Genomic DNA, 23,844 nt, shown 5'->3' with positions numbered 1-23,844 from the left:
GTTTTTCCTAATTATAAGAATTCAACATATAGTAAAGCCTTGAAGTTAACTCTTCAGGGCTTTATGCTTTTTTAATAAATATACCTTAGCATAATTGACGTTCATCATTGATTATTCGATAAGAATTTCCAAACTTATTAAAATAAATCAAACCCTTTAAAGTCACTGAAAATGTCAATTTTTAAAAGAATAATAGTAGCACTCGATGGATCTTCAAAAGATGAGCCTTTATTAAAACACGCCCACGAATATATTCAAAAAAATCTCTCTGAAAAGATATATTTTATTCATGTTCAAGAATCATTAGAATTACCTGATGACGTTGTAAGCAAATATCCAGATATGCTTAGTCCGTTAGATGAGTCTATTAAAACAACGATGAATAATCTTATTCATGAGCATATCCCTAATATTGAAAATTTTGACTATGATCTTATTATTGAAGAAGGCAACCCTGCCGAAACCATCATTAAAGTAACTAAGAGGAAGCAGGCAGATTTAATTATCATCGGAACGAAATCAATAGCTGCAAGAACAGGTGCCGTTGCAAGAAAAGTAGCTTCCTTCTCCCCTTGCTCTGTATTATTTGCTCCTGATTTAATTAAAACAACTCAACCAAAAATTCTTTTGCCATTAGACTTTTCAGAATCATCAAAAGATTGTCTAAACCAAATTGAAGAGATGGCTAGTCTGATTGATACAACTTTTGTAAAAGCGATCAACTGTTATAAAGTACCTACTGGATACTCTACTACAGGTAAAAGCTATGAAGAAGTCGCTAAAGTTCTAGAGGAAGTCTCACAAAAGAAACTAGACCACTTTGTTGCTAAAACTAAGAAACCAGAATTGGTAGAAACAAAAGCTATATTAATGAAAGATGGTCAATCTGTAGCAGAGACGATCTATGAGACAGCGAAGAAAGAAGAAGCCAATATCATTGTTATTGGATCTAAAACAAGAACTTGGATGGCTTCTATGTTACTAAGTAGTACTGCAGAAGACTTACTTGCTTCCGATATTGGTCTACCGATCTTAATTTATAAAAGCAAAGGAAAAACTGAAGATATTTTTGCATTATTTGATCGAATCTAGAATGCTCAAAAATGATAATATCATAAAAATCAATAAGGGTTTCTACTGTAATTTCAAACATTACAATAGAAACCCTTCTTTTATTTAAAGTTAATAACTAATGTCTTTTAAACACTTTAATAAATTAGAAATTAATATGTAAAAAAGGGTGAAGAAAATCATCTTATTTAAGAGAAAATTATAAGCATCTTTATAGTTATTAAGATGCATTTTTGTATCGACATAAATTAAAAATCTCAAACTTAACATTCTTTCATTATATGGAGATGTTTTATTCGCTACTACAATCAGATTACGTAGCATTATTCGCAATTATAGCTTTCGGAATATTATTAGGTAAAGTAAGTGTAAAAGGGGTATCATTTGGATTGTCAGCCGTTATTTTCGTGGCAATGTTTTATGGTTACCTTACTAATGCTTTAGGCATGGAAGACTTTGCTATACCCGGAATCATCCAAAAAATAGGCCTTCTTTTATTTATCTTCACTATCGGTATGCAAGCCGGTCCATCTTTCTTTGAAGCTTTCAAGTCTCAAGGAAGTAAGCTGATTATTCTTGCAGTAATTGCCGTATTTTCTGGAGGTCTCGTTACATTTTTATTAGGATATTTATTTGATGTAGACTTTAAAATTGCAGTAGGTCTTCTAACAGGTGCACTCACGTCAACTCCTGGTTTAGCTGCTGCCATTGAAAGTTCTCAATCACCTTTAGCCTCTATCGGTTATGGTATTGCCTACCCATTTGGTGTTATTGGTGTTATCCTTTTTGTAAAATTAGCCCCTAAGATTTTTGGTATTAGTGTAGAACAGCAAGAGCTTAAATATGAAGAAGAAGCTAATGCAGGTACACCAGAATTAATGAACAATAACTTCATTGTTACCAATGACAATATTCATGGTAAAACAATTGGAGATTTAAATATTCGTTTCATGACAAAAGCCAATATTTCTAGAGTCATGGAACCTAATAAAGAGAGTAAGCCACCTACCAAAGAAACAGTACTTCATAAAGGCGACTTAGTGAAAGCTGTAGGTACTGCAGATGCATTAAAACGAGTTGAAATTCTTTTGGGTGAAAAAACTGATACTAAAATTCCTCGTTCTGGTATACATGAAATCCGTTGGTTTGTGATTTCATCAAGAAACGTAGTAGGTAAAACATTAGGTGAATTAGATTTACATAATAACTATTTAGCTACAGTAACTAGGGTTAGAAGAGCAGGTGTAGACTTAACTCCCCGTCCATCTACAAGATTAAGATTTGGTGATAAGATTTTAATCTCATCTACAAAAGGTAACGTAGAAGGTCTTACAGAATTATTTGGTGATAGTATCAAAATGGTAGAAACTCCAAGTTTCCTTCCAGTAGCATTGGGTATTATCGTTGGTATTTTATTAGGTAAAATTGAAGTACCATTACCAGGTGGTAGTGCATTCTCACTAGGACTTACAGGTGGTGTATTAATGGCTGCATTAGGTTTATCAAGATTAGGTAAAACAGGACCAATTATCTGGCATTTACCGTCTAATGCCAATGCACTATTACGTCAGTTTGGACTGTTATTATTCTTAACTCCTGTAGGAGTTGGTGCTGGAACAAAGTTAGTAGCCACTATCAGTGAGTATGGTTTCCAATTATTCGGAATCGGTGCAGTTATCACTTTAGTACCTATGTTGTGTGTTACAATTATTGGACACTTTGTATTGAAAGTTAATTTCCTTTCTCTAATGGGTGCTTTAACAGGTGGTATGACTTCTACTCCTGGTCTAAGTGCTATGGACAATATGACAGAAAGCGATGCCCCACAAGTAGCCTATGCGACGGTTTATCCATTCGCATTAGTATCTATTATTATTGTTGCTCAGATAATTGGAGGATTATAATTAAAATAGAAATTACAATATATAAAAACACCTGTAGGAAATATTCTACAGGTGTTTTTTTAATGTTTAATTCTTTTCAATGAATGAAAGCATCTCATTCAGTACTTCTGCTTTTATTTTTTCATTATGCATTTCATGTCTTAATCCTTCCCAAGATTTAAAAGTCATTAGATCACTTGGTGCATTTTCTGAAAATAGCTTTGATGCTTGATGCGATGTGATTTTATCATCATCTCCATGCATTAAAAGAGTATCTACTGAAAGATCTTTTGCATGTTCAATATTGTATTCACCAGCATCTTTTACCCCAAAATATAAAGCTGTACAAATCTTATTATGTACTAATGGGTCTTTCATATAAACATCTCCTACAGAAAGGTCTGTTGAAAGGTCTTCTGGATTTAATTTGGATGGAATAACAAAGTCTTTAATTAATCCTCCTACAAATTTTCCAATCTTCTCCTGCCATGCAGGTGGATCATTGGCTAAACGTAACCAAGGACTAGTAATAATAGCCCCTTTCAGATATTTAGGCTGTTCCTTGAGGAGAAAGGAAGATACAATATTCCCACCCATACTATGACCATAAATATAGATAGGTACATCAGGAAATTTCTCATTAACTAGAGCCATAAACTCGGCAACATTAATCAAAACATCGTTATAACTCGGTACTACTCCTCTTTTCCCTGTTGTTTTCCCATGTCCTCTTTGATCATAGCCAATAAAACCTATTTGATGGCTCGTAAAAAAATCAGCAACATGATCATACCGTTGAATATGTTCACCAAAACCATGCACCAAACATACGATACCTTTTAACTTTTCATCGTTTTCAGGCAACCAACATTTACCATAGATATCTACTTTATCAGTGGTTTGCCAACTGTATTCAAATGTTTTCATTAGTTTATTGAATATATGATTTATTGATAGATTGTATTTACAGCATAAAATCTTTAGAATTAACTTCAAAATAGCATTTTTTCGTTTTCTTATACTTTTTATTGAATAATAATTTCAGTGAATGATTATTCGGAAAAATGAAAACAGTATATTTACCCATAATAGCGTTATTGTATTTTCGTACCATTACAATAATATCGACTTCAAACAAACTTGTATTTAGCACTTATATATTAATCTTATGATACAATCGATGACGGGCTTCGGCCAAGAAAGTATAGAAAATGATCAACTCAGTGTATCTATTGAGATCAAAACATTAAACTCAAAGAACGCTGATTGTAATATCAAAATGTCATCGGCTTTCTCTGATAAAGAAATTGAGTTAAGAAATTTACTTTCTTCTAGTTTACAGAGAGGTAAAATTCTTCTTCTATTAAATTACACATCAAAAAGACAAGAATCTCTTAAAGCTTCATTGAATACTGAAGTAATCAAAAGCTACTACAGAGATTTAAAGAGTATTTCTACAGACCTTGATGAAAGTAATGAACAGTTACTACAGATTGTCATGGGAATGCCTGAGGTATATACGAAAGAGAATAATGAAGATGTTCTTGCTGAAGACTGGCCAGTTGTTCATAATGCAATTAAAACGGCTATCGGACGTACTATCGAGTTTAGAAAGCATGAAGGTGAGGCATTAGAAAAGGCCTTAAGATCATCTATTGAAAAGATTACTGAATACCTTGAGGAAGTGAAAAGATTAGATCCTCAAAGAATTGAAAGACTAAAAGAGAAATTAAAGAATCAAGTTGCTGAATTCGAAAAGAATGACAATTTCGATCAAAGTAGATTTGAACAAGAACTGATTTTCTACATTGAAAAACTTGATATAAATGAAGAGAAAGTCCGTTTAACACAGCACTTGAAATATTTTATTCAAACTTTAGAACAACCAGTATCAAACGGTAAAAAGTTAGGCTTTATATCACAAGAGATTGGTAGAGAAATCAATACCATTGGCTCTAAAGCAAATGATGTAAATATTCAGAAAGTAGTCGTTAACATGAAAGACGAACTCGAAAAAATCAAAGAACAAAACTTAAACGTTCTTTAAAGAAAAAGGGGAATTGAATACCAATCAATTCCCCTTTTTTATATTCCAATACTATTAACAATCTCCTTCTCTTAGGTTTTTCTCCCAAGCCCAAGCAGAACTCATCATATCATCTAACCCTCGATTAGCTTTCCATCCTAAAACTTCATTGGCGATAGTTGTATCGGCCCAAATCTGTTCTACATCTCCCTCTCTACGGTCTACAATCTTATATTTTACCGGAAGACCATTGGCTTCTTCAAAAGCATTAATGACCTGTAAAACCGAACTTCCTGTTCCAGTACCAAGATTGAAGAATTCGTAGTTCTCTTCATTTCTGCCTTCCAATAACCTTTCAGCAGCAATAATATGTGCTTGTGCAAGATCAACCACATGAATATAATCACGAACTGCCGAACCATCTATAGTGTTATAGTCACTTCCGAATACAGAAAGTTGATCCCTTAAACCTATAGCCGTTTGAGTAATAAAAGGTACTAAGTTTTGAGGTACTCCTTTTGGCAGTTCACCTATCAAAGCAGATTTATGTGCACCTACTGGGTTGAAGTACCTTAAAGCGATCGCTTTGATCTCAGGATACGCCTTTACACTATCTCTAAGGATCTCTTCACAAATTTGTTTTGTATTTCCATACGGAGACTCTGCAGGCTGCACAGGTGCATTTTCTGTTACTGGCAATGCTTCAGGCTGACCATAAACAGTACAAGATGATGAAAAGACCATATTTTGAACCTTATACTTACGCATACAATTCAAAAGGTTAATCAAAGACACCAAGTTGTTTTGATAATATCTTAATGGTTCCTGAACAGACTCACCCACCGCTTTAAAAGCAGCGAAATGAATTATTGCTTCAAGGTTTGAATACTTTTGAAACAGCTTATCAGTACCGGCTGCATCTACTAAATCCAACTCTTCAAAAATAGGACGGATGCCACTAATTTTTTCTATTCTATCAACTACATCTTTTTCTGAGTTCGATAAGTCATCCACAATAACGACTTCGTAGCCTTTATTTTGTAATTCAACTACTGTGTGCGAACCGATATAGCCTGTTCCACCCGTTACAAGTATCTGTTTCATGATTAATATCTAAGAATAAATGGGTTAGTTAATTTTTAACTTTAAAGTTGTCGCTCCATTCTCAGATTCTATGTGTAATAGAGCATATTGTTTTCTCAATTTTTGAGGTACTTTTATTTCCATTGTAGAAGTGAGTTGATGATACTCCTTCTTTTTAATTGCTTTCCCTGACAAATCATGCCATACCACTTTTATAGATTTATTGATCAGTTCTGTGGGTAAATCCAATTTCACCGTTTCTCCATCGACAGGATTTGGATATGCCTTAATTGATAATATCGAAGGTTCTTGATCTGTTCCGGTGATGTTAACTGCCAAAGCAAAATCAGGAACTCCATAACCATATAACGAATCTGGTGAAGTATATCTATCTGCAGATGCCCTGATAATTCTAATTGCTTCGATTGGAGAAAGTTCTGGTCTGGCTTCTAACAAACCTGCTGCAAAACTAGCCATTTGGGGAGCAGCAAAAGACGTCCCACTACTTGTTTTCCCTGCTCCATTATCACTAATCACCCAACAACCTTGTCCTAATGCCATTACATCTGGTTTTATACGGTTATCAGCTGTATTCCCCGTAGAACTTGTATAAGCTCTATTTCCTGCAGCACTTACAGAACCCACCGTTAATACAAAAGGGGAATCACCCGGAAAAGTAACCTTTCTCCAATTGTACGAACCTTCATTTCCAGCAGAAACTACTACTAATATTCCTTTTGTAAATGCATGGTTTGCTCCTAAAGAAATCCACGCTGTTTCACCATCTAAATCATCATGAGTATAGTTTTGAGTGGGATCGTCAAAGTCATAATAACCCAATGAACTTTGAATAATATCAGCACCTAAAGAATCAGCCCTTTCGGCAGCAACTACCCACATCAATTCTTCAACCCTTGTTTCAGAATTTACATATTCTGTTCTATACAAAGAATAGGTAGATAATGGAGAGCCTCCAACAAAATCCCCATCTATATTCGCCGCCATTGTAGACAGTACTTCTGTGCCATGTCTATGATCATCTTCTACAATTTCATCTTTTGAATAAAGGTCATAGATTTCTCCAAAAGAAGTATTCTCAAAATGATCGATAGAATTATAATTCTTAAAGCCAGCATCTAGAACAGCGATATGAATTCCTTCTCCTTTATATCCTAATTCATGCATTTTGTCAACACCAATCATTTCCGATTGGATTTCAGCATTACCAAAATCAGTTGACACTTTAATGTCATCAATAGTATTGGTTCCTCCCATTGATTTATCACTCATGTTAAGGACACTGGATACATGCGGTAATGCTGAAATAGTTGATGAATCAGCATCAGACACAATCACACCATTAAACCATCTCATGGGATGCCAAATTGTAGCTCCTGTATTTTCTACTGCAGTGATATAAGAGGCCACTACAGGCAAATCTGTAGAGTCTATAGCAATATTGTATTTCTCTCTTCGATCAATAGCCTCTTGAGAAAGGTATTCCGCCGGAGTATCTAATGAATAAGTAGTATCATCTTTTCCATCAAAAACGACGAGATAATATTTTTCTTGAGCGAATAATTGAATGGTCAGTAATAATAGAGTAATAGTATATATAAGCTTCATAAATTAATTTCTAATAAAATCGCTAATTTCTAAATATAATTTAGCAAAAATCAAACAAGATATATGATGAAATGTTTATTATCTTAAATAAAGTAATTACAAAGATTTCGATAATATTTTAATTATATGGAAAAAATATCTATTGTTTGGCTTAGAAGAGATTTAAGATTAGTAGATAATGTAGCCTTACATCATGCATTAAGTACATCAAAGCATGTACTTCTTGTATTTATTTTTGATAAAAATATCTTAGAAGACCTAAACGATAGACAAGACCCAAGAGTCAATTTTATCCATCAGCAATTAAGCGGTATTAAAGAACAACTTGAGGAACTAGGCAGTACTCTTTATACTATTTATGACACTCCTACTAATGCTTGGAAAAAATTAGTGAGTACATATGATATTAGTGCTGTACATACAAATCATGACTATGAACCTTATGCATTAGAGAGAGATCAAGAAATAAATACCATTTTAGCTGAAAAACAAATTCCCTTTATCACTCATAAAGACCAATGTATTTTTGAAAAAGAAGAGATTACCAAAGATGACGGATCGCCTTATGTAGTGTTTACTCCTTACTCAAGAAAGTGGAAATTAAGGCTGCAAGAAAACCCTGAAGCAATACAACACTTTGATTGCAGTTTGGTTGAGAACTATTACTCATGTTCTCCTGAAGCAATGATATCATTGGGCGATATGGGATTTGAGACTTCAAGTACAGTCATTCCTCCACTTTCAGTAGACTTGGATATTGTAACGAATTATGATCAGCAACGAGATTTCCCTAGTATAAAGGGAACTACACACCTAGGTATTCACCTTCGTTTTGGCACTATCAGTGTAAGAGAAGTACTGAGACAAAGTTATCAATTGAATGAGGTATTTATGAATCAAATCATATGGAGAGACTTCTATATGATGATCCTTTTTCACTTTCCACATGTGGTTTCCAACAACTACAACAGAAAGTACGATAAGGTGATATGGGAAAACAACGAGGAGTATTTTGAGGCATGGAAAAATGGCAAAACAGGATACCCAATCGTAGATGCTGCCATGAATGAATTAAACACTACAGGGTACATGCACAACAGAGCAAGAATGATTGTTGCCAGCTTCCTTTGTAAACACTTAATGATTGATTGGAAATGGGGTGAAGCCTATTTTGCAGAGAAGTTATTAGATTTTGATTTATCCGCTAATAATGGTAGTTGGCAATGGGCTGCAGGAACGGGTACAGATGCTCAACCTTACTTTAGAGTTTTCAATCCAGAATCACAAATGAAGAAATTTGATAAAGACTTAAAGTACATCAAGAAATGGATTCCTAACTTTGATCCAAAAAATTATATTGAACCCATTGTTGAGCACAAAACTGCAAGATTAAAAGCCATCGACACCTACAAAAAAGCACTCAATGCAGAATAACATTGAGTGCTTTCATATATCAATAAATCAGGAGACTACCCTCCTGATTTTTTTGCTTTATAGCCTGCTGCTTTTAACAGTTCAAGTACTTTATCTCTAAAGTCTCCTTGGATAATAATTTCTCCATCTTTTGCTGAACCGCCTACGCCACATTTAGACTTTAGTGTTTTTGCAAGGGCTTTTAAATCATCATCAGAACCTTCAAAACCAGTCACTAATGTTGCCGACTTCCCCTTACGGTTTTTGCGATCAAGCATTACTCTCAAATCTTGTTGATTTGGAGGAAGTGTTTCTACTTCTTCATCCCCATCATAATCGTAATCATAATCAGGGTCAGTACTGAAAACTACACCCAAACGATCTTTCCAATCTCCTGAATCTTTTTTACCCATTACTTTATATATTTAATAACGACTTGTTTAATATAAATCGTCCAATTTCATTTTTAAATACTTACTGATAGAAAAGTATACGCTAGAAACCACTACTAAGGTTCCAAGAATTATTGAAAGTAAACAGACAAACCAAATATCTCCACTACTAATTAAGTAAGTAAACTGTGGTAAACTAGAGAATGCAGATGCACTAACTACTGCAATAAATATCGAAGAAATAGTACCACCAACAGCCCCCTGTAAAGCACCTCTGATCAAAAATGGTTTTTTGATAAACATTTGAGTTGCACCTACTAGTTGCATTGACCTTATCAGAAAACGTTGTGAGAACAGTGCCAATCGAATGGAATTGTTGATCAGTATAATAGCAGTAGCGAAGAAAATCAAGGATAATACCACCACAACAGAACCAATGGCTCTCATGTTTGTTCTAACATTCCTGATGACACTACTTGTATATACCACTTCATAAACTCCTTCAATCTCTTGAAGTTGTTTTTTTGCTATTTCTAGTGCTTCATCATCTTGAATATCAATACCGACTCTAACTGCATAAGCATCTCTAAGAGGATTGTCACCTAAAAAGCGAACAAAATCTTCTCCGGTAGATTCTATCATAATTTCAGCGGCCTCTTCTTTACTGATAAATTGTGGAGGATCATTCTCTGAAATAAAATCCATACTCACAATTTGATCAACAATAGCTTCTCTACTTGTAGGACCTACTTTATTCTCTAGTACTACCTGCATCTCGATACCGCTGGCGACTCTTTTCGCTAAGCGGGAAGTCCCTAAAGCGAATAGTGCAAAAAGTGCGATCATAAATAAAGCTGCAGAAATACTAAACAATACGTTTGTATAAGGATAACTTCCTACAATTTTCTTTTTCATAAGGTGTCTCTTCTACTGTAAACTTACCAATTAATTGGGCTTTTACCCTGTTCCTTTAAGTAGTGATTGGCTTTACTAAACTGTTGATTTCCAAAGAAACCTCTGTGTGCAGATAAAGGAGAAGGATGTACAGATTTCAACACTAAATGCTTATTTGTATCAATCACTTTCCCTTTCTTTTGAGCATATGAACCCCATAAGAAAAATACTACACCTTCTTGCTCTTCAGAGACTTTCTTGATTACTGCATCAGTAAACTCTTCCCAGCCTTTTTTCTGGTGAGACCCTGCCTTGTGTGCTTCAACAGTAAGTGTTGCATTCAAAAGAAGAACACCTTGGTCTGCCCAACGCTCAAGATTACCAGAAGTAGGTCTAGGAATCCCTAAATCTCCTTCGATTTCCTTAAAGATATTTACCAAAGAAGGTGGTTGTTTTATTCCATCCGCAACAGAAAAGCACAAACCATTGGCCTGTCCATCATCATGATATGGATCCTGACCAAGGATGACAACTTTTACATTGTCAAAAGTACAACGATCAAATGCATTAAAAATTTGACCTGCAGGTGGAAAAATTTTCTTTGAAGCGTATTCACCCTTTACAAATTCTACTAATGAGGAAAAGTAAGGTTTCTCAAATTCAGTTTGTAGTCTAGTTTTCCAAGACGATTCTATCTTTACATCCATTATTCTATGCTTTCACAATCTCAAATGATAGAGCTGCAGCTAGTTTTGCTGTTCTTTTATCAATATCTAAAGAAGGATTCAACTCTGCAATATCAGAAGAAATTACCTTACCACTTTTATAGATTTTTTTGAATAACTTCATAAAAGTAGGATTCGGCTCAATACCATTATAAGCTGAAGCACTTACACCTGGTGCAAAATGGGCGGCAAATACATCCATACATGTTGTTTGGTAGATAAAATCTACTTTATCAACAAATGCAGTCAATTTGTGTGTCGTCCCCACTTTATCAGCCTCAGTAATTCTTCTACCCGAAATATACTTCACTCCCAATTCATTAGCAGTATTATATAATCGCTGAGTATTACTATTTTTTTGAATACCAATCACTAAGTAGTTAAACTCATCTCCTTTCTTCTTAAAGTCCATACCCATCTGATAAAATGGTGTTCCTGAACTTGGTAATGGATCTGGCTCTCTTAAGTCAAAGTGAGCATCAAGATTAAGAATACCTAAAGTTTTACCTGGATGTTTTTCTTCAATAAACTTCTTAACACCAAGGTAATGTCCATAAGCAATCTCATGTCCCCCACCCCAAACTAAAGGTCTATAACCTTTAATTAAAAGTTGAGCCACCATATCACCTAAATCTTTTTGTGCTCCTTCCATATCTTCATTGATGCATTGAATATTTCCTACATCAATTAATTTCATTTCTTGAGGAAAGTGAACAGGAAGGTTTGCACATGCTTTTCTTAGTTCATATGGGCCATCTACAGCTCCAAGTCTACCTTTATTTCTTTTTACACCTTCCTGGCACATAAAGCCTACAATGGCAATACCTTGGTGTCCAAAAGATAGGTCTGGGATTTCTGAAACGTTTAAATCTATAATATCTACCTTCTGATGCCATCTGTAAACGTCGTAAGTGTCGCCATCTACACGACCTGTCCAAATACTAGGATTGGTAGCTAAATATGTTTTCGCTGTCATATTTATTGTATTATTTGAAGAATGATTAATATGTGTTTAATACTGATTTTTAAGAGTCTTACAAATAAACAAAAAGCTTGATTATCATTAAAAATTTCGTTATTATATATATGTAGATTCTTTAAGTACTAAAGCGAAGTTAATACTTAACCCTTAAATAAACACTATTTGTTTTGGCTACTATTGAAACTAAATTGTCTTATATACATAACCTATCACCTAATACCCAATAGTTTACTATCTCTCATAATAAATATAATTTTCCCATGAAAAAAGTTCCTTATACTTCTACTTATAATCAAACGAAAATTGAACAACCCTCTACTGCAAATGAATTAGAAATACCACGAGACTCCCCAGAAGAAGAACGGATTAACAGTTTAACTCACGGAATTGCAGCAGGGTTAGCTGTCATTGGTTTATGGTTAATTTTAAGCAGAATAGATCTATCAAACCCCAGAATGGTAATCAGTGCCATGCTTTATGGTGGAAGTATGATTATCTTATTTACTTGCTCTACCTTACTTCATATTCATACAGACGATGCCTACACTAAAACTTTTGTGATTTTAGACCATAGTGCTATCTATTGGTTAATTGCGGGTACTTATACACCAATGGCCTTAATCAAGATTCCTCATTTAGGAGGACATTGGCTATTTATTTCTATTTGGATTGTTGCCTTTATAGGTACTGTTTTCAAAATTATATATGCAGACCGTTTTCAGTGGTTATCTGTTAGTATGTACATTGCTACAGGTTGGATTGGCATATTTCTATTACCAGAAATGATACAAGAAATTGGTGATGGAATTTATTGGGTAGTTGCAGGAGGATTATGTTATACATTAGGAGTTCCCTTTTACCTTTGGAGGAAATTACGTTATAACCACGCAATATGGCATATTTTTGTGATGGCAGGAGCCGCTTGTATCTACTATGGTTTCTATCATTACGTATTTTAAAAAAGGAGCTCACAACAATGTAAACTCCTTCTAAATATTATTGTGTTACTTCAATTTTACTATGGCCTGATGAACCATTTGAAATCACTTGAATCTTGGCTGGAACACGTTCTTTAATTTGAGGAACATGGGAAATTACAGAGATTGTTTTCCCGCCAAGATCATTTAGTTTTTCTAATGCAGATATGACCTGATCCAAAGCTTCTTCATCTAATGTTCCAAAACCTTCATCAATAAATAAGCTTTCCACTTTTACATTATTAGAAGCTAAATCAGCTAAACCTAAGGATAGCGACAAGCTTAATAAGAAAGATTCACCTCCACTCACTGAACTCACCACCCTTTCTTTATCACCTGCGTATCGGTCTAAAACATATAAATCTTGAGTACCATTGACTTTAGGTGGTGCAAATAAATATCTATCAGTGAATTTTTTTAGATGATGGTTTGCTTTATGCAATAGTTTTCTCAGTACAATACTTTGAGCAAATTTATTAAATTCATCTCCATTTGAAGATCCAATGAGTGTATTCATGGTTTTCCATAAATCATACTCAGGTTTCATAGAAGAGATTTTCTTTAGTGTTTCTTCAAGTTCCTTAACCTTTTCATTATTTAAAGAAATCTCGGTTTCAAGAGCTCTTAAATCAGTTTCTTTTGATTGTATTTTGATTTCTTGCTCCGCAAAAGAATCTTGTAGTTGTTCTAATGTCTGTTCTTTAAACTTATCTTCAGAAATAGCTTTACCCACTTCCGATAGAAGTGTCTCTAATGAAGAGTTTAAAGCTGTCAATGCATTGTCATAATGTTTCACTTTTAGACTTAATTCCTGATACTCATTTTCTTCTAACAAGCCATTTTCAAAAGACGATAAAGTAATAGCAGCAGATGCTAATTTTAGATCAAGTTTACTTTTACTTTCTAGGAGTAAAGTAGAAATTGATTTCTCTTCTTTGGAATAGTCTATCACTTGTTTTTCAAAAGATAATATTTCAGCCTTAAGTTTAGATAACTCAAGCTCAATCTGTCTTACTTTTCTATCCTGTTCCGTTTTTTTATCTAGAAGTACTGTTCGTTCTTTTTCAATTTCTTTTTCTCCAAATAATCTATGTCTTTCCTTTCCTTGATACTCTAGATTAGAATTAACTGCAGAGATGTCATTATTCATTTTTTGTACTTCTTGCAGATGATCTGAAATCAATTTCTTATTTTGAGCTATTTGCTCTTCCTTTTCTAAAATTAACTTAGGATACTCTTTTATCAATTGTTGTTTATCATCCCATTTCGTTTTTAAAGCCACCAATTGTTCCCAATCATTTTCAGTAGCTACATACTTATTATATTTTGTAATATAGGATGTTAGCTCTTTATCAATCTCTACAATCTGTAATACTATCTGATATAGAGTACTAATCTCTTCCAGTCCTTTCTTTTTACTTTGAATTTCTAAAATTCTACTTTTCTCATCTCGAAATTCCTTCGCAGATTGTTTGTCAGATGGAATATCCAATTGATTGATCTTCAGAACTAGAGATTTTTCTTCCTCTTTCAATTCATTGAGATCTATATTTAATTTATTTTTCTGAAGAAGTAATGATTCTACAGTAGCTTCAATCTTTGCTTTTGTACTTAATTCTGCTTGATGGTTCTTGAGTTTCTCTTGATACTCTTTCTTTGATATTACTAACTGATGTTCTGCTTCTTTTAATTCATCCTTAGAAGAAGTATCATGAGCATAAGGGTGATGTACCGACCCACAGACCATACATGCTTCTCCTTCAATCAGCTGACTTCTTAATTTCTCGATATTTTCAGATGACTCAAGACTCAACCGTCTCACTTTTACTTCTAATTCTTCAATCAAAACTTTTAGGTAATCAGATTCTTTTTGTGTTACTAAAAGTCTTTCCTCATTTGATTTTTTTCGAGTTTGAATATTTACCTGTTCCAATGTCAAAACTTGAATCTGACGTTCTTGCTCTTGAATTAATTGGAGTTGTTTTTCATAAGAGTCGAACAGTTGTATTCGGTCATCCAATGCTACAAAAGGTAAATCAGGGTATTTTAATGCATCTTCCAATGTCTTTAATGTAGCCTTACCTGATTTTTCCCAACCTTCGATCGTTTCTTTTTTCTGAGAATAAGTTAATGGGGATAATTTTTGTTGAATACCTACTGAGACAATATGAATAGCTTCCTCAAAATTGATGTCTAGCTTTTGCTTTTGAGAAACATGTGACCTAATAAGCGGCAAATCATCTTCTAATGTAGAAAGTGATTGATGCTCAAGTCTCCAATTCTCATCCGATTGTAATGAAGACCTTAAATGAGTAAGCTTTTCTGTTAATTCTATCTCACTTTGTTCTAATGTTTTTCCTCTTTTAACAGAAGTCTCTTTTTGCTCATTAAGGTGATAAACTGACTCTTTCTTTAACTGAATATTTCTATCAAGTTCATCCACTTCCTTCCACAAAAGGTTAGCCTTCTCCCATTCCTGATTTAGATGTTGTGTCTCTTTGCTTGCAGAAGTGAATAAAGCATTTTGAACCGTTTGTTTATTTTGGTTTTCAACTAATTGCTTCTCAATAGAACCCTTTTTCTGCTCTACCTGATATAGACTTTCTTTTTGATTCTTCCATTCTTGATATACCGGAAGTATAGGAAGCAACCTTTCATGAGCCTCAACTTTTTCACGAGTATTATTTATTAAAACCTCTTCTTGTTGATATGCTTTTAATTCGTTTTGTTTCTCCTTTATATTAAGCTGATTCGCTTCAATTCGCTTTTTGTGATCTACCCCTTGAAATAAATAATCTCTATTTTTTTTCTCATTGGCTATCTCTTCGTTAAGCATTTTTATTTGTGAGTTGACCTCTTGTAGCTCTTCTTCAGATTTTGGCTGAACTTCATCTACTCTTGTCTTTAAGCGTTTATATTGCTCATCCAACATCTTATATTGTTGGTAGACTTTTATACTGATCTCTCTAAAGTCAAATGATCTTGTAATTTTCTCAAGAAGGGCACTTCTATCTTTCTCGTTTGCACTAAGAAAAGCGGTAAATTGTCCTTGAGAAAGCATAACTGATTTCACAAATTGGTCAAAACTCAAACCAATCAATTTCTCATTTAGCTCTGGTACTTTTCCCTTTTTATCTGAGATCTGTTTATTGCTTTCTAGATTCCATACTTCCATATGGTAATCATTAATTTGTCCTCTTCTTTTACCTCTTGAAACCGTCGATAAAGTCCATTTGCTTCGATATGTAACAGGTACATTATTTTCTAACACTTCAAAATCCACTTCTGTCATTGCAGAAATCTCCCCTCTAGTCAAAATACTGCCTGTCTGCTCCATGAAGTCTCCAGTCATTTTACTCGACATACGAGGTATTCTGTTAAACAGAGCCAATGTAATCGCATCTAAAAGAGTCGACTTCCCTGCACCTGTTTTACCAACGATACCTATCAGTCCTGCATCTTTTAAAGGAGCTGACTGAAAATCAATTTCATGGTCCCCTTTTAAAGAATTTATATTGCGTATAAAAAGTCTTTTTAGTTTCATCTTAGTTAGTCTTGTTCGTTAATCGTTAAGAATGCATCTAATAATTGTTGTTTCAATCCTTCTTCAATCTGTATTTTATCTTCTTGATCTAGTCGTTGTTTAAAGACATCAAAAGGTGTAAGATCATTGATATCAACTGACTCATCATACATTTCTGAAGCGGATTTTATTTCTTTATTAAATGAAAAGCGATGCTTAATAATGATAGACTGATGGGTTGAGAAATTTTTCTCATGTTCATTCATCAGTTCTTCAATATCAATATGTAATGTTGGATTATATTTCTCCTCAATAATTTCAAGCTCAATTAGATTATTGAGCATTCCTTCTTCGGTATCAATATTAAATAGTTTAGTTCTCACATCATCTAGGGTTCCCTTAATTTTAATGAGACGACGGAACTTAGGTATGGCTATTTTTTTTGATGTCAATTCTCCATCAGTAAACTCTAATTGACGGACGCCATGCTCATAGTTTCTTTCAGAAAAACTTAAAGGAAAAGGAGAACCTGAATAGAAAATGGGTACTTGACCTTTTATCTGTTGAGCACTATGGATATGTCCCAATGCCACATAATCAAACTCTTTAGAAAAGATATCCCCCTCTACAGCTGCCTGATGTCCCATTTGGATTTCTCGTTCACTAGATTGGTCTGAACTCACACCATGTGTATATAAATGCCCCATGGCAACCACAGGAGCCTTATAAGCTCGAGTTTTTACTAATTCAGCAAGTTCCTGATAATGTTGCTTAATCCCTTCTTTTACTGCATTGATTCGATCATCATAATCACTCTGATCCACAAGTTTTCTGATATCTCTATCTCTTAAAAAAGGTACTGCACAAATCACACAATTTATAGTCCCATCATCTTCCTTTATCTCAACTATCTCATCTTCAGGTGATGATGTCAACCCACTTCTTATTTGTACATCAAAGTACTTCAACAACTCCTTCGGAGCATTTAAGGCTGTGGTACTATCATGATTTCCATCGGTAATAATAATATGAAGATGAGGTGCTTTTTTCTTAAGGGTAGCAATACAATTAAAATATTGTTGCTGACTTGATAATGATGGGTAACCCGTATCAAAGACATCCCCTGCCAGTAATAAAACATCTATTTTTTCTGCTAAAATATAGTTTTGAAGCCAAGTGCTGAATCTTTCAAAATCATCACTTAAAGAATAGTTATGCAACCTTTTACCGATATGCCAATCAGCAGTGTGAAGTATCTTCATTAAAATAGGGTAACTTTATATGACTAATGCCAATAAAATTACCCTAAAAGAAATTTTTGTCAAAATATTAAATCAGTATTGTTTATATTTTATTCATACTTAATTGACGATCAACTTTTTCACTGATGTCTCCATACCTTGTTGAAGGTGAATAAAATACATCCCATTTCTCAGATCTTTGGTATCTAAAGAAAGCTGTTCATTTTGGCTTTGATGATCATTAGTATAAACTTTTCGTCCATGTCGATCAAATATGGTGATAGTAATAAAAAGAGGCTGTTGATCAGAAGACTGAAAATGAATAAATTCTCCTGATACAACATGATTTGGATACATCGAGATAGTCGAATTTCCTGTATTTAGTTGTTGATGTATTGGTCCAAAAACCTCTTCTCTCCCATCGAAGTCAATTTGTCGTAGTCTATAGTAGGAAGATTGCGTAATAAAATTATCGATAAATGTATATTCAGAAGTGGTAAAGGTCGTCCCCTGACCACTTTGGTTTCCTATTTCTGTCCATGATTTTTTATCCAAAGATTTCTCTATAATAAACCGTTCACAATTAATCTCAGAAGCAGTACTCCATTTCAATGTAACTGCATCATCTACCATTGTTGCACTAAAAGAAATTAACTCTACAGGAAGATCCATTGCTCCAAAATATCCCCAATATTCATCATCTGAAGGGAAAGTGTAATTATCTCTTTGGGTTCCTACATGTCCCATTACACCTGCTGCAATGGTTCCTCCTGCAAAAACATAAGCATTGTAATTAGACATTGCTCCAACTACATTCAGGTCTCCTCCTACTTTTAAAGAATCGGAATTTGTAAATGCACCAATTGATGTAAAGTCATTCCTAGAGAAAACCTTATGATAGTTCGAAATATTTGATACTTGATGATCATTGTAGAACACAGTAATTCCATAATTGATAAGCGAGTGGTTTTGGGTAATTGTCCCCTCTACAATAAGAGAGGAGTTAGATTTAACTTCAATATGGTTCCCATTAAAATTTAATGTAGCTCCATCTTCAATATATAATGTTGCTGACTTAGAAATGATCAAAGTTTCGTAATCCCAAGTGACAGTACCAGATATAAATAAAGTATCTGCTGTTTCATCACCTTCTAGATAAAGTGTACCCGATCCAGATCCAAGTGAACAATTTGAAATAGTAGTATTAGTAGATAAAGGGGAAGGAACTGTACATGTTTGTCCTTGTAAATTCAAAGAAAACAAGACAATAAATAGTGTAAGGGCTAAAGATGAGTGATGCATTCCGATATAAATAGTTACATCTAGAAAACATACGTATGTAATTTTAAGTTCATTTGTGTCAAAAAAAAGACTTCAACATTTAAAATTGCTGAAGTCCTTTCTCTTATTTATTCTCTTTGTTTGTCTCGTTTTCAGGTTTTTGACCTTTAAACATATTACGCTTATGTCTGTAGTCCAAATAATACCCAATCATAGGAAAAACTGTACTTAACGTAAGAATAAATAAGATTTTATAAACCATATTTCCTCCATCCATAGTCTTAAGTATTTAGTGTTACTTCAAATATAAGTGATAAATATCACCTTTTAATAAGAGAATGTAAATGTTTTTATGAGAAAGTAAGATAATGATTCGTTTTATCTGAAAAATAGGTGCTTATTCAACTAATTTGGATCGTCTTAGTTCAATTTCTATTATCCTAAAATTACAAAGCATAAATACTGAATTTTAATATTCTACTTGATGTTTAATAATCAGACCCAAAACAGTTATACCTATGAAAATGCCTATTACCTTACTCTTTACTGTACTTCTATTTTCATCATTCAGTACACCTATTTACAATAGTGATGATCCCTATACCCATCTTCAAAGTTTTATAAAAAATGGAGGTGTATTTGAAGATAATATTCATGTTTTTATTGTTGAGTTTAGAAGGTCGCATTATGTAAATGCTCATATCGAATACGATAAAGCTGCCAATAAAATCACACTAAAATTTAAAGACACTGATGGTTCAATGCATCATGAAGTGATACAAAGTGTTTCACCTCATAAGGAAACAGATACACCCAGTGTTATTACTTTTGATGATAGCCATCAAGATGATAATGTTTATGTGTCAGTTTCTGAATATTCAGGAAAACTTTCAGTTATTTGGAATGGAGAGAATTACCAAATGATAAAATAAAAAAAGCCGTTTCATTTTAATGAAACGGCTTTTTTGTGTCCAAAAATTTATATGTCCTTATTGAAATTTACTTTTTCAACTTGGACTCATAGTATACATTTACTTTTGATCTTTGGTATTGTGGATCTCCTGCTTCACCATCAGCCCAAAGAATTCTTCCTTTGTTTAAATCATAAAAAGGCTTGATATCAATTACTCTTAAAGTTAATTGACCAGATAAAACATGTGAAGCTATTTTCTGACCGTTTTGCTCATACTTCAGCATGTATTTGTAAGCCATGTCACGCATGTATTTTGCTCTTAGTGTAGCAAGTTTGATGTTTCTAGCATCAGCTTCACCAGAAGCTTGTCCTCTTCCTTCTAAAGAAATTCTATAAATTCTATCTGGGTTCGCAGCTAGGTTCTTTAAGATACTATCACAGATTTTATCTAACTCTTTCTTCTGATCATCTGAAAAGATAGAAAGCTTAGTTTCACCTGCACCATAAATATCTGATGAGTAAACAACTCCGATGGGAGTATTTCTTAATTTCTCTCCTACTGGAACAACCGATTCTTTTAATAAATTTACGCTCATTGGACATTGGGTTTTGCGTGGACATTTAATTAAATCAGCAGTTAAATATTTTACTATTTTTGGTTGCTGACAATACAAAAGTATATAAAGTCTACCAATTTACAAGAGTATTAAGGTATTTTTTTTAAAAACATCCAATACATCATTAAAATAAAGGTTTTTTAATGATCTAAAAGTGCTCTTAGTCTTGTAATTTCTTTTTGATATTCTTCTTCTTTTCTTGACATTTCCTCTTGAGTAGCCGTCATCTCTTCTAGGTTTTGACGCATCTCTTCTTCTTGGGATCTCATTTGCTCAGCTTGCTCTTGAGAAGTCTTCAGTAATCCTTTTAATTGTTCTCCAGCAATTTTATTCAAAATTGTAATTGCTAAACTCTCACAAATTCTTTTTAAGAACTCTAGCTGATAATCTTCAAGAGGTTTAAAACTTGCAATTTCAATAACCCCCTCTACTTTATCATAGGCCAATAAAGGATAAATAGCGACAAACGTAGCCGTAGCATCACCAAGACCTGAACTAATATTTACATACCCTTGTGGTACATCTTTGATAATAATTGGTTTTCTTTCAATAAAGCATTGACCAACTAAACCTTCTCCTTTTTCTACAATATTATTGTCTAAGTATTTTTTTCTATCGTAGGCGTAAACAGACTGACGTCTTAAATATTCTCTCCCTCCAGCCTCTTCTATTCTATTAAAAATAGCTACTTGATTTAGCATTAATACATTGGCTAAAAAACTTGCGGAGTGATCTATTAAGTCTTCAAAATCTTCTAATGAACGGGTTAAATCATTAAAATCTGAAATATTCTGAGTAGTCCATGCTCTTTCAGCATCTTCTGTTTTTGTTCTTTGTACTTGCTTTAAAGCATCTCTAAGCTCTTGTTCAGAAACCTTTAAATCTTTATTCCTTTCGATACTTTCTTTATTTAAACGCTCACTTTCTTCTCGATAACGCAAACGCTCTTTTTGCATTAAGAACAGTAATATTGCTAATCCGGCTAAAGCAATGTAAACCCCTCTTTTTGATTTTGGAGAGTACATCACATCGTAATTAATCAATGGATCAACTAATAAGTCTCCTAATGGAAACATCAACACAATCACCGTACTAAGCAAGAAGAACATCGTCCATTGTGAAATCTTCTCCTTAACATCAAAAATTAAAAAGGGAATTAATAAGTGAACTAACCCAATCAAAAATCCTGTCATTCTAGGAATAGCATCTGCTGGCGTAATATAAGAGTTATACACCACTACAACAGACATGGGAACAATACACAGTATTACCCTTGATAATTGGAATAACTGCAAATGGTTAAAAGCCAATACCACTAAATTCCCTAAGACACCTAAAAGTGGCCATTGAATTAGAGATGGAGCTCTAATAATTGACAATACCAAATAAAAAATATGAAAGAATAACATGAAAAAGGCAAACTGATTAGAAGTAATCACTTTTTCCTTCATGATACCTTTCAACTGTGGTGTAACACCTATTTTAAAAATTTGTTGAATTAGATTCATCTCAAAAAAATCGTATGCTTTGCTTTACACAATTCCTCTATGCAATATATGTGCTAATTGTATGGAGGAGATTATTGAGCTAGATATTTTATCCCTCGATTTTCTAACGTAAATTAAATTTCATTAGTATAAAATAAATCAATCAAGAATGCATATTTCAAAAGATCTTTACGCTCACTCACTAACATTGCTTACGGATTTATATCAAATTACAATGGCTTATGCTTATTGGAAAAATGGAAATGCTGAAAAAGAAGCCATCTTTCATGGGTATTTTCGTAAAAATCCATTTAATGGCGGATTCACTATATGTGCAGGCTTGGAATATGTATTGGATTATCTCAATAATTTTACTTTTGATGACAGTGACCTTGAATATTTATCTTCATTAAAAGACAATGACAACCAATCCTTGTTTGAAGAAGGATTCATTAATTATCTCAGGCAACTTGATTTTCAATTATCAATTGATGCAGTAGAAGAAGGGACGTTATTATTTCCAAGCGAACCCTTTATTCGAGTAAGAGGTCCATTATTACAATGCCAACTGATTGAAACTGCAATATTAAACATCATAAATTTTCAAACCCTTATTGCAACAAAAGCTGCCCGACTAAAAATAGCAGCCAAAGATGATGTCCTATTAGAGTTCGGCCTAAGAAGAGCACAAGGAATAGACGGATCTATTGGCGCCACAAGGGCAGCCTATATTGGTGGGTTTGATGCTACCTCTAATGTTTTGGCTGCAAAGCTTTTAAAAATACCTGTGAAAGGAACTCATGCCCATAGTTGGATAATGTCTTATGATGATGAATTAAAAGCTTTTAAAGCATACGCAGAAGCAATGCCTACTAATTGTATATTTCTAGTGGATACCTACAACACATTAGAAGGGGTAAAAAAAGCCATAGAAACTGGTAAAGAATTAAGAGAAAAAGGACATGAGATGATTGGTGTTCGACTAGATTCAGGCGACCTTGCTTACCTCAGTATCGAAGCAAGGAAATTACTAGATAATGCAGGTTTTGAAAAAGCATCTATTGTAGCTAGTAATGACTTGGATGAATACCTTATCAATAGTCTAAAGATTGAGCAAGGTGCCAAAATTTCTGTTTGGGGAGTAGGTACAAAGTTAGTCACAGCTTATGATCAACCTGCTTTGGGTGGTGTATATAAACTTGGTGCAATAAAGAATGATAATGGAGATTGGGAATATAAAGTAAAGCTCTCGGAACAGATCAATAAAATTTCTAATCCAGGCTTTTTACAAGTAAGACGCATGAAGCATAAAGATGGTAAATATCTAGCCGATATGTTGTACAATGAAAATACTCCACTTGAAAAAAACAGTGTCATGATTGACCCTAACAATAGTTTTCGTACAAAATCTATCAATTGTGATGAAAATTCTTTCGATCTACTAGTTCCTATTTTTGAAAATGGTAAATTAGTGTATACATCTCCAACTTTGCATGAGATTCAATGTAAAACACTAAAAGAATTGACTCTTATCGACAATAGTATCAAAAGATTTTACAACCCTCATGAATATCCTGTAGGACTAGAAAAATCACTTCACATGATGAAACTCGATATTATTAATCAAATCAAGATGTAATTCAATTTTATTATTCCAATTGATAGTAAATTATCCTATTTTTGAATGATTCATTATCGAATGTAGATAAT

At 33.6% G+C, this 23,844-nt stretch carries 20 protein-coding genes; 7 read left to right on the top strand and 13 right to left on the bottom strand.

What is annotated here, in order from left to right; translation table 11 throughout:
• The first annotated feature begins 171 nt into the window (after positions 1-171).
• Together QL232_RS14230 and QL232_RS14225 are read left to right on the top strand one after the other, a co-directional pair.
• Positions 172-1,092 (top strand): universal stress protein, encoded by a 921-nt coding sequence (locus QL232_RS14230; RefSeq protein WP_281614589.1) that lies wholly within the window; start codon positions 172-174, stop codon positions 1,090-1,092.
• Positions 1,093-1,352: 260 nt separating this feature from the next.
• Positions 1,353-2,975: a TrkA C-terminal domain-containing protein gene (locus QL232_RS14225; protein WP_211093218.1), complete on the top strand. Its 1,623-nt coding sequence runs from the start codon at positions 1,353-1,355 to the stop codon at positions 2,973-2,975.
• A 66-nt stretch (positions 2,976-3,041) separates the two neighbouring features.
• Here the strand turns inward: QL232_RS14225 and QL232_RS14220 are convergent, their stop codons facing one another.
• Positions 3,042-3,881 (bottom strand): alpha/beta hydrolase, encoded by an 840-nt coding sequence (locus QL232_RS14220; protein WP_281614588.1) that lies wholly within the window; start codon positions 3,879-3,881, stop codon positions 3,042-3,044.
• A 241-nt stretch (positions 3,882-4,122) separates the two neighbouring features.
• Between QL232_RS14220 and QL232_RS14215 the strand changes: the two genes are divergently transcribed.
• A complete protein-coding gene (locus QL232_RS14215; RefSeq protein WP_168881582.1) occupies positions 4,123-5,001 on the top strand; it encodes a YicC/YloC family endoribonuclease in 879 nt (292 codons plus the stop codon).
• A gap of 54 nt (positions 5,002-5,055) precedes the next feature.
• On the opposite strand, the gene galE is transcribed toward QL232_RS14215, so the two are convergent.
• A complete protein-coding gene (gene galE / locus QL232_RS14210; RefSeq protein ID WP_281614587.1) occupies positions 5,056-6,084 on the bottom strand; it encodes a UDP-glucose 4-epimerase GalE in 1,029 nt (342 codons plus the stop codon).
• A 24-nt stretch (positions 6,085-6,108) separates the two neighbouring features.
• A complete protein-coding gene (locus QL232_RS14205; protein WP_281614586.1) occupies positions 6,109-7,689 on the bottom strand; it encodes a S8 family serine peptidase in 1,581 nt (526 codons plus the stop codon).
• Between the two features lie 126 nt (positions 7,690-7,815).
• On the opposite strand from QL232_RS14205, the gene QL232_RS14200 reads away from it, so the two are divergent.
• Positions 7,816-9,123: a deoxyribodipyrimidine photo-lyase gene (locus QL232_RS14200; RefSeq protein ID WP_281614585.1), complete on the top strand. Its 1,308-nt coding sequence runs from the start codon at positions 7,816-7,818 to the stop codon at positions 9,121-9,123.
• Between the two features lie 35 nt (positions 9,124-9,158).
• Here the strand turns inward: QL232_RS14200 and QL232_RS14195 are convergent, their stop codons facing one another.
• From QL232_RS14195 to hutG, 4 genes are read right to left on the bottom strand one after another with little or no spacing between them, the layout of a single operon-like run.
• On the bottom strand, positions 9,159-9,515 hold the full coding sequence (locus QL232_RS14195) for a translation initiation factor (protein ID WP_168881585.1): 357 nt from the start codon (positions 9,513-9,515) through the stop codon (positions 9,159-9,161).
• A 27-nt stretch (positions 9,516-9,542) separates the two neighbouring features.
• Positions 9,543-10,409 (bottom strand): permease-like cell division protein FtsX, encoded by an 867-nt coding sequence (locus QL232_RS14190; RefSeq protein WP_281614584.1) that lies wholly within the window; start codon positions 10,407-10,409, stop codon positions 9,543-9,545.
• 23 nt (positions 10,410-10,432) lie between these two features.
• Positions 10,433-11,095 (bottom strand): uracil-DNA glycosylase, encoded by a 663-nt coding sequence (gene ung, locus QL232_RS14185; RefSeq protein ID WP_168881587.1) that lies wholly within the window; start codon positions 11,093-11,095, stop codon positions 10,433-10,435.
• A gap of 4 nt (positions 11,096-11,099) precedes the next feature.
• Entirely contained in the window at positions 11,100-12,089 is a 990-nt protein-coding gene (hutG, locus tag QL232_RS14180) for a formimidoylglutamase (protein WP_281614583.1), read from the bottom strand.
• Positions 12,090-12,355: 266 nt separating this feature from the next.
• On the opposite strand from hutG, the gene QL232_RS14175 reads away from it, so the two are divergent.
• Positions 12,356-13,054 (top strand): hemolysin III family protein, encoded by a 699-nt coding sequence (locus QL232_RS14175; RefSeq protein WP_281614582.1) that lies wholly within the window; start codon positions 12,356-12,358, stop codon positions 13,052-13,054.
• Positions 13,055-13,091: 37 nt separating this feature from the next.
• Here the strand turns inward: QL232_RS14175 and QL232_RS14170 are convergent, their stop codons facing one another.
• The 4 genes from QL232_RS14170 to QL232_RS14155 form a co-directional block, all read right to left on the bottom strand.
• The gene (locus tag QL232_RS14170; protein WP_281614581.1) at positions 13,092-16,616 is read right to left on the bottom strand and encodes an SbcC/MukB-like Walker B domain-containing protein; all 3,525 of its coding nucleotides are present in this window, start codon (positions 16,614-16,616) and stop codon (positions 13,092-13,094) included.
• Positions 16,617-16,621: 5 nt separating this feature from the next.
• Complete coding sequence (gene sbcD / locus QL232_RS14165; protein ID WP_281614580.1) at positions 16,622-17,857, bottom strand: exonuclease subunit SbcD; 1,236 nt, start codon at positions 17,855-17,857, stop codon at positions 16,622-16,624.
• A gap of 99 nt (positions 17,858-17,956) precedes the next feature.
• Positions 17,957-19,138: a T9SS type A sorting domain-containing protein gene (locus tag QL232_RS14160; protein WP_281614579.1), complete on the bottom strand. Its 1,182-nt coding sequence runs from the start codon at positions 19,136-19,138 to the stop codon at positions 17,957-17,959.
• A 103-nt stretch (positions 19,139-19,241) separates the two neighbouring features.
• A complete protein-coding gene (locus tag QL232_RS14155) occupies positions 19,242-19,394 on the bottom strand; it encodes a hypothetical protein (protein ID WP_168881593.1) in 153 nt (50 codons plus the stop codon).
• 241 nt (positions 19,395-19,635) lie between these two features.
• Between QL232_RS14155 and QL232_RS14150 the strand changes: the two genes are divergently transcribed.
• Entirely contained in the window at positions 19,636-20,049 is a 414-nt protein-coding gene (locus tag QL232_RS14150) for a hypothetical protein (RefSeq protein ID WP_281614578.1), read from the top strand.
• A 67-nt stretch (positions 20,050-20,116) separates the two neighbouring features.
• Here the strand turns inward: QL232_RS14150 and QL232_RS14145 are convergent, their stop codons facing one another.
• On the bottom strand, positions 20,117-20,626 hold the full coding sequence (locus QL232_RS14145; RefSeq protein ID WP_281614577.1) for a hypothetical protein: 510 nt from the start codon (positions 20,624-20,626) through the stop codon (positions 20,117-20,119).
• 161 nt (positions 20,627-20,787) lie between these two features.
• Positions 20,788-22,155 carry a GAF domain-containing protein gene (locus QL232_RS14140; RefSeq protein WP_168881596.1) on the bottom strand — a complete coding sequence of 456 codons (1,368 nt, stop codon included), beginning with the start codon at positions 22,153-22,155 and terminating at the stop codon, positions 20,788-20,790.
• A 148-nt stretch (positions 22,156-22,303) separates the two neighbouring features.
• On the opposite strand from QL232_RS14140, the gene QL232_RS14135 reads away from it, so the two are divergent.
• Complete coding sequence (locus QL232_RS14135) at positions 22,304-23,773, top strand: nicotinate phosphoribosyltransferase (RefSeq protein ID WP_281614576.1); 1,470 nt, start codon at positions 22,304-22,306, stop codon at positions 23,771-23,773.
• Positions 23,774-23,844 lie beyond the last annotated feature (71 nt).

Origin of the sequence: Flammeovirga sp. SubArs3, assembly GCF_947387565.1 — a bacterium.
Lineage (GTDB): Bacteria > Bacteroidota > Bacteroidia > Cytophagales > Flammeovirgaceae > Flammeovirga > Flammeovirga agarivorans.
The sequence above is the reverse complement of the archived record's forward strand: the minus strand, read 5'-3'. Positions and strand labels throughout refer to the sequence as shown.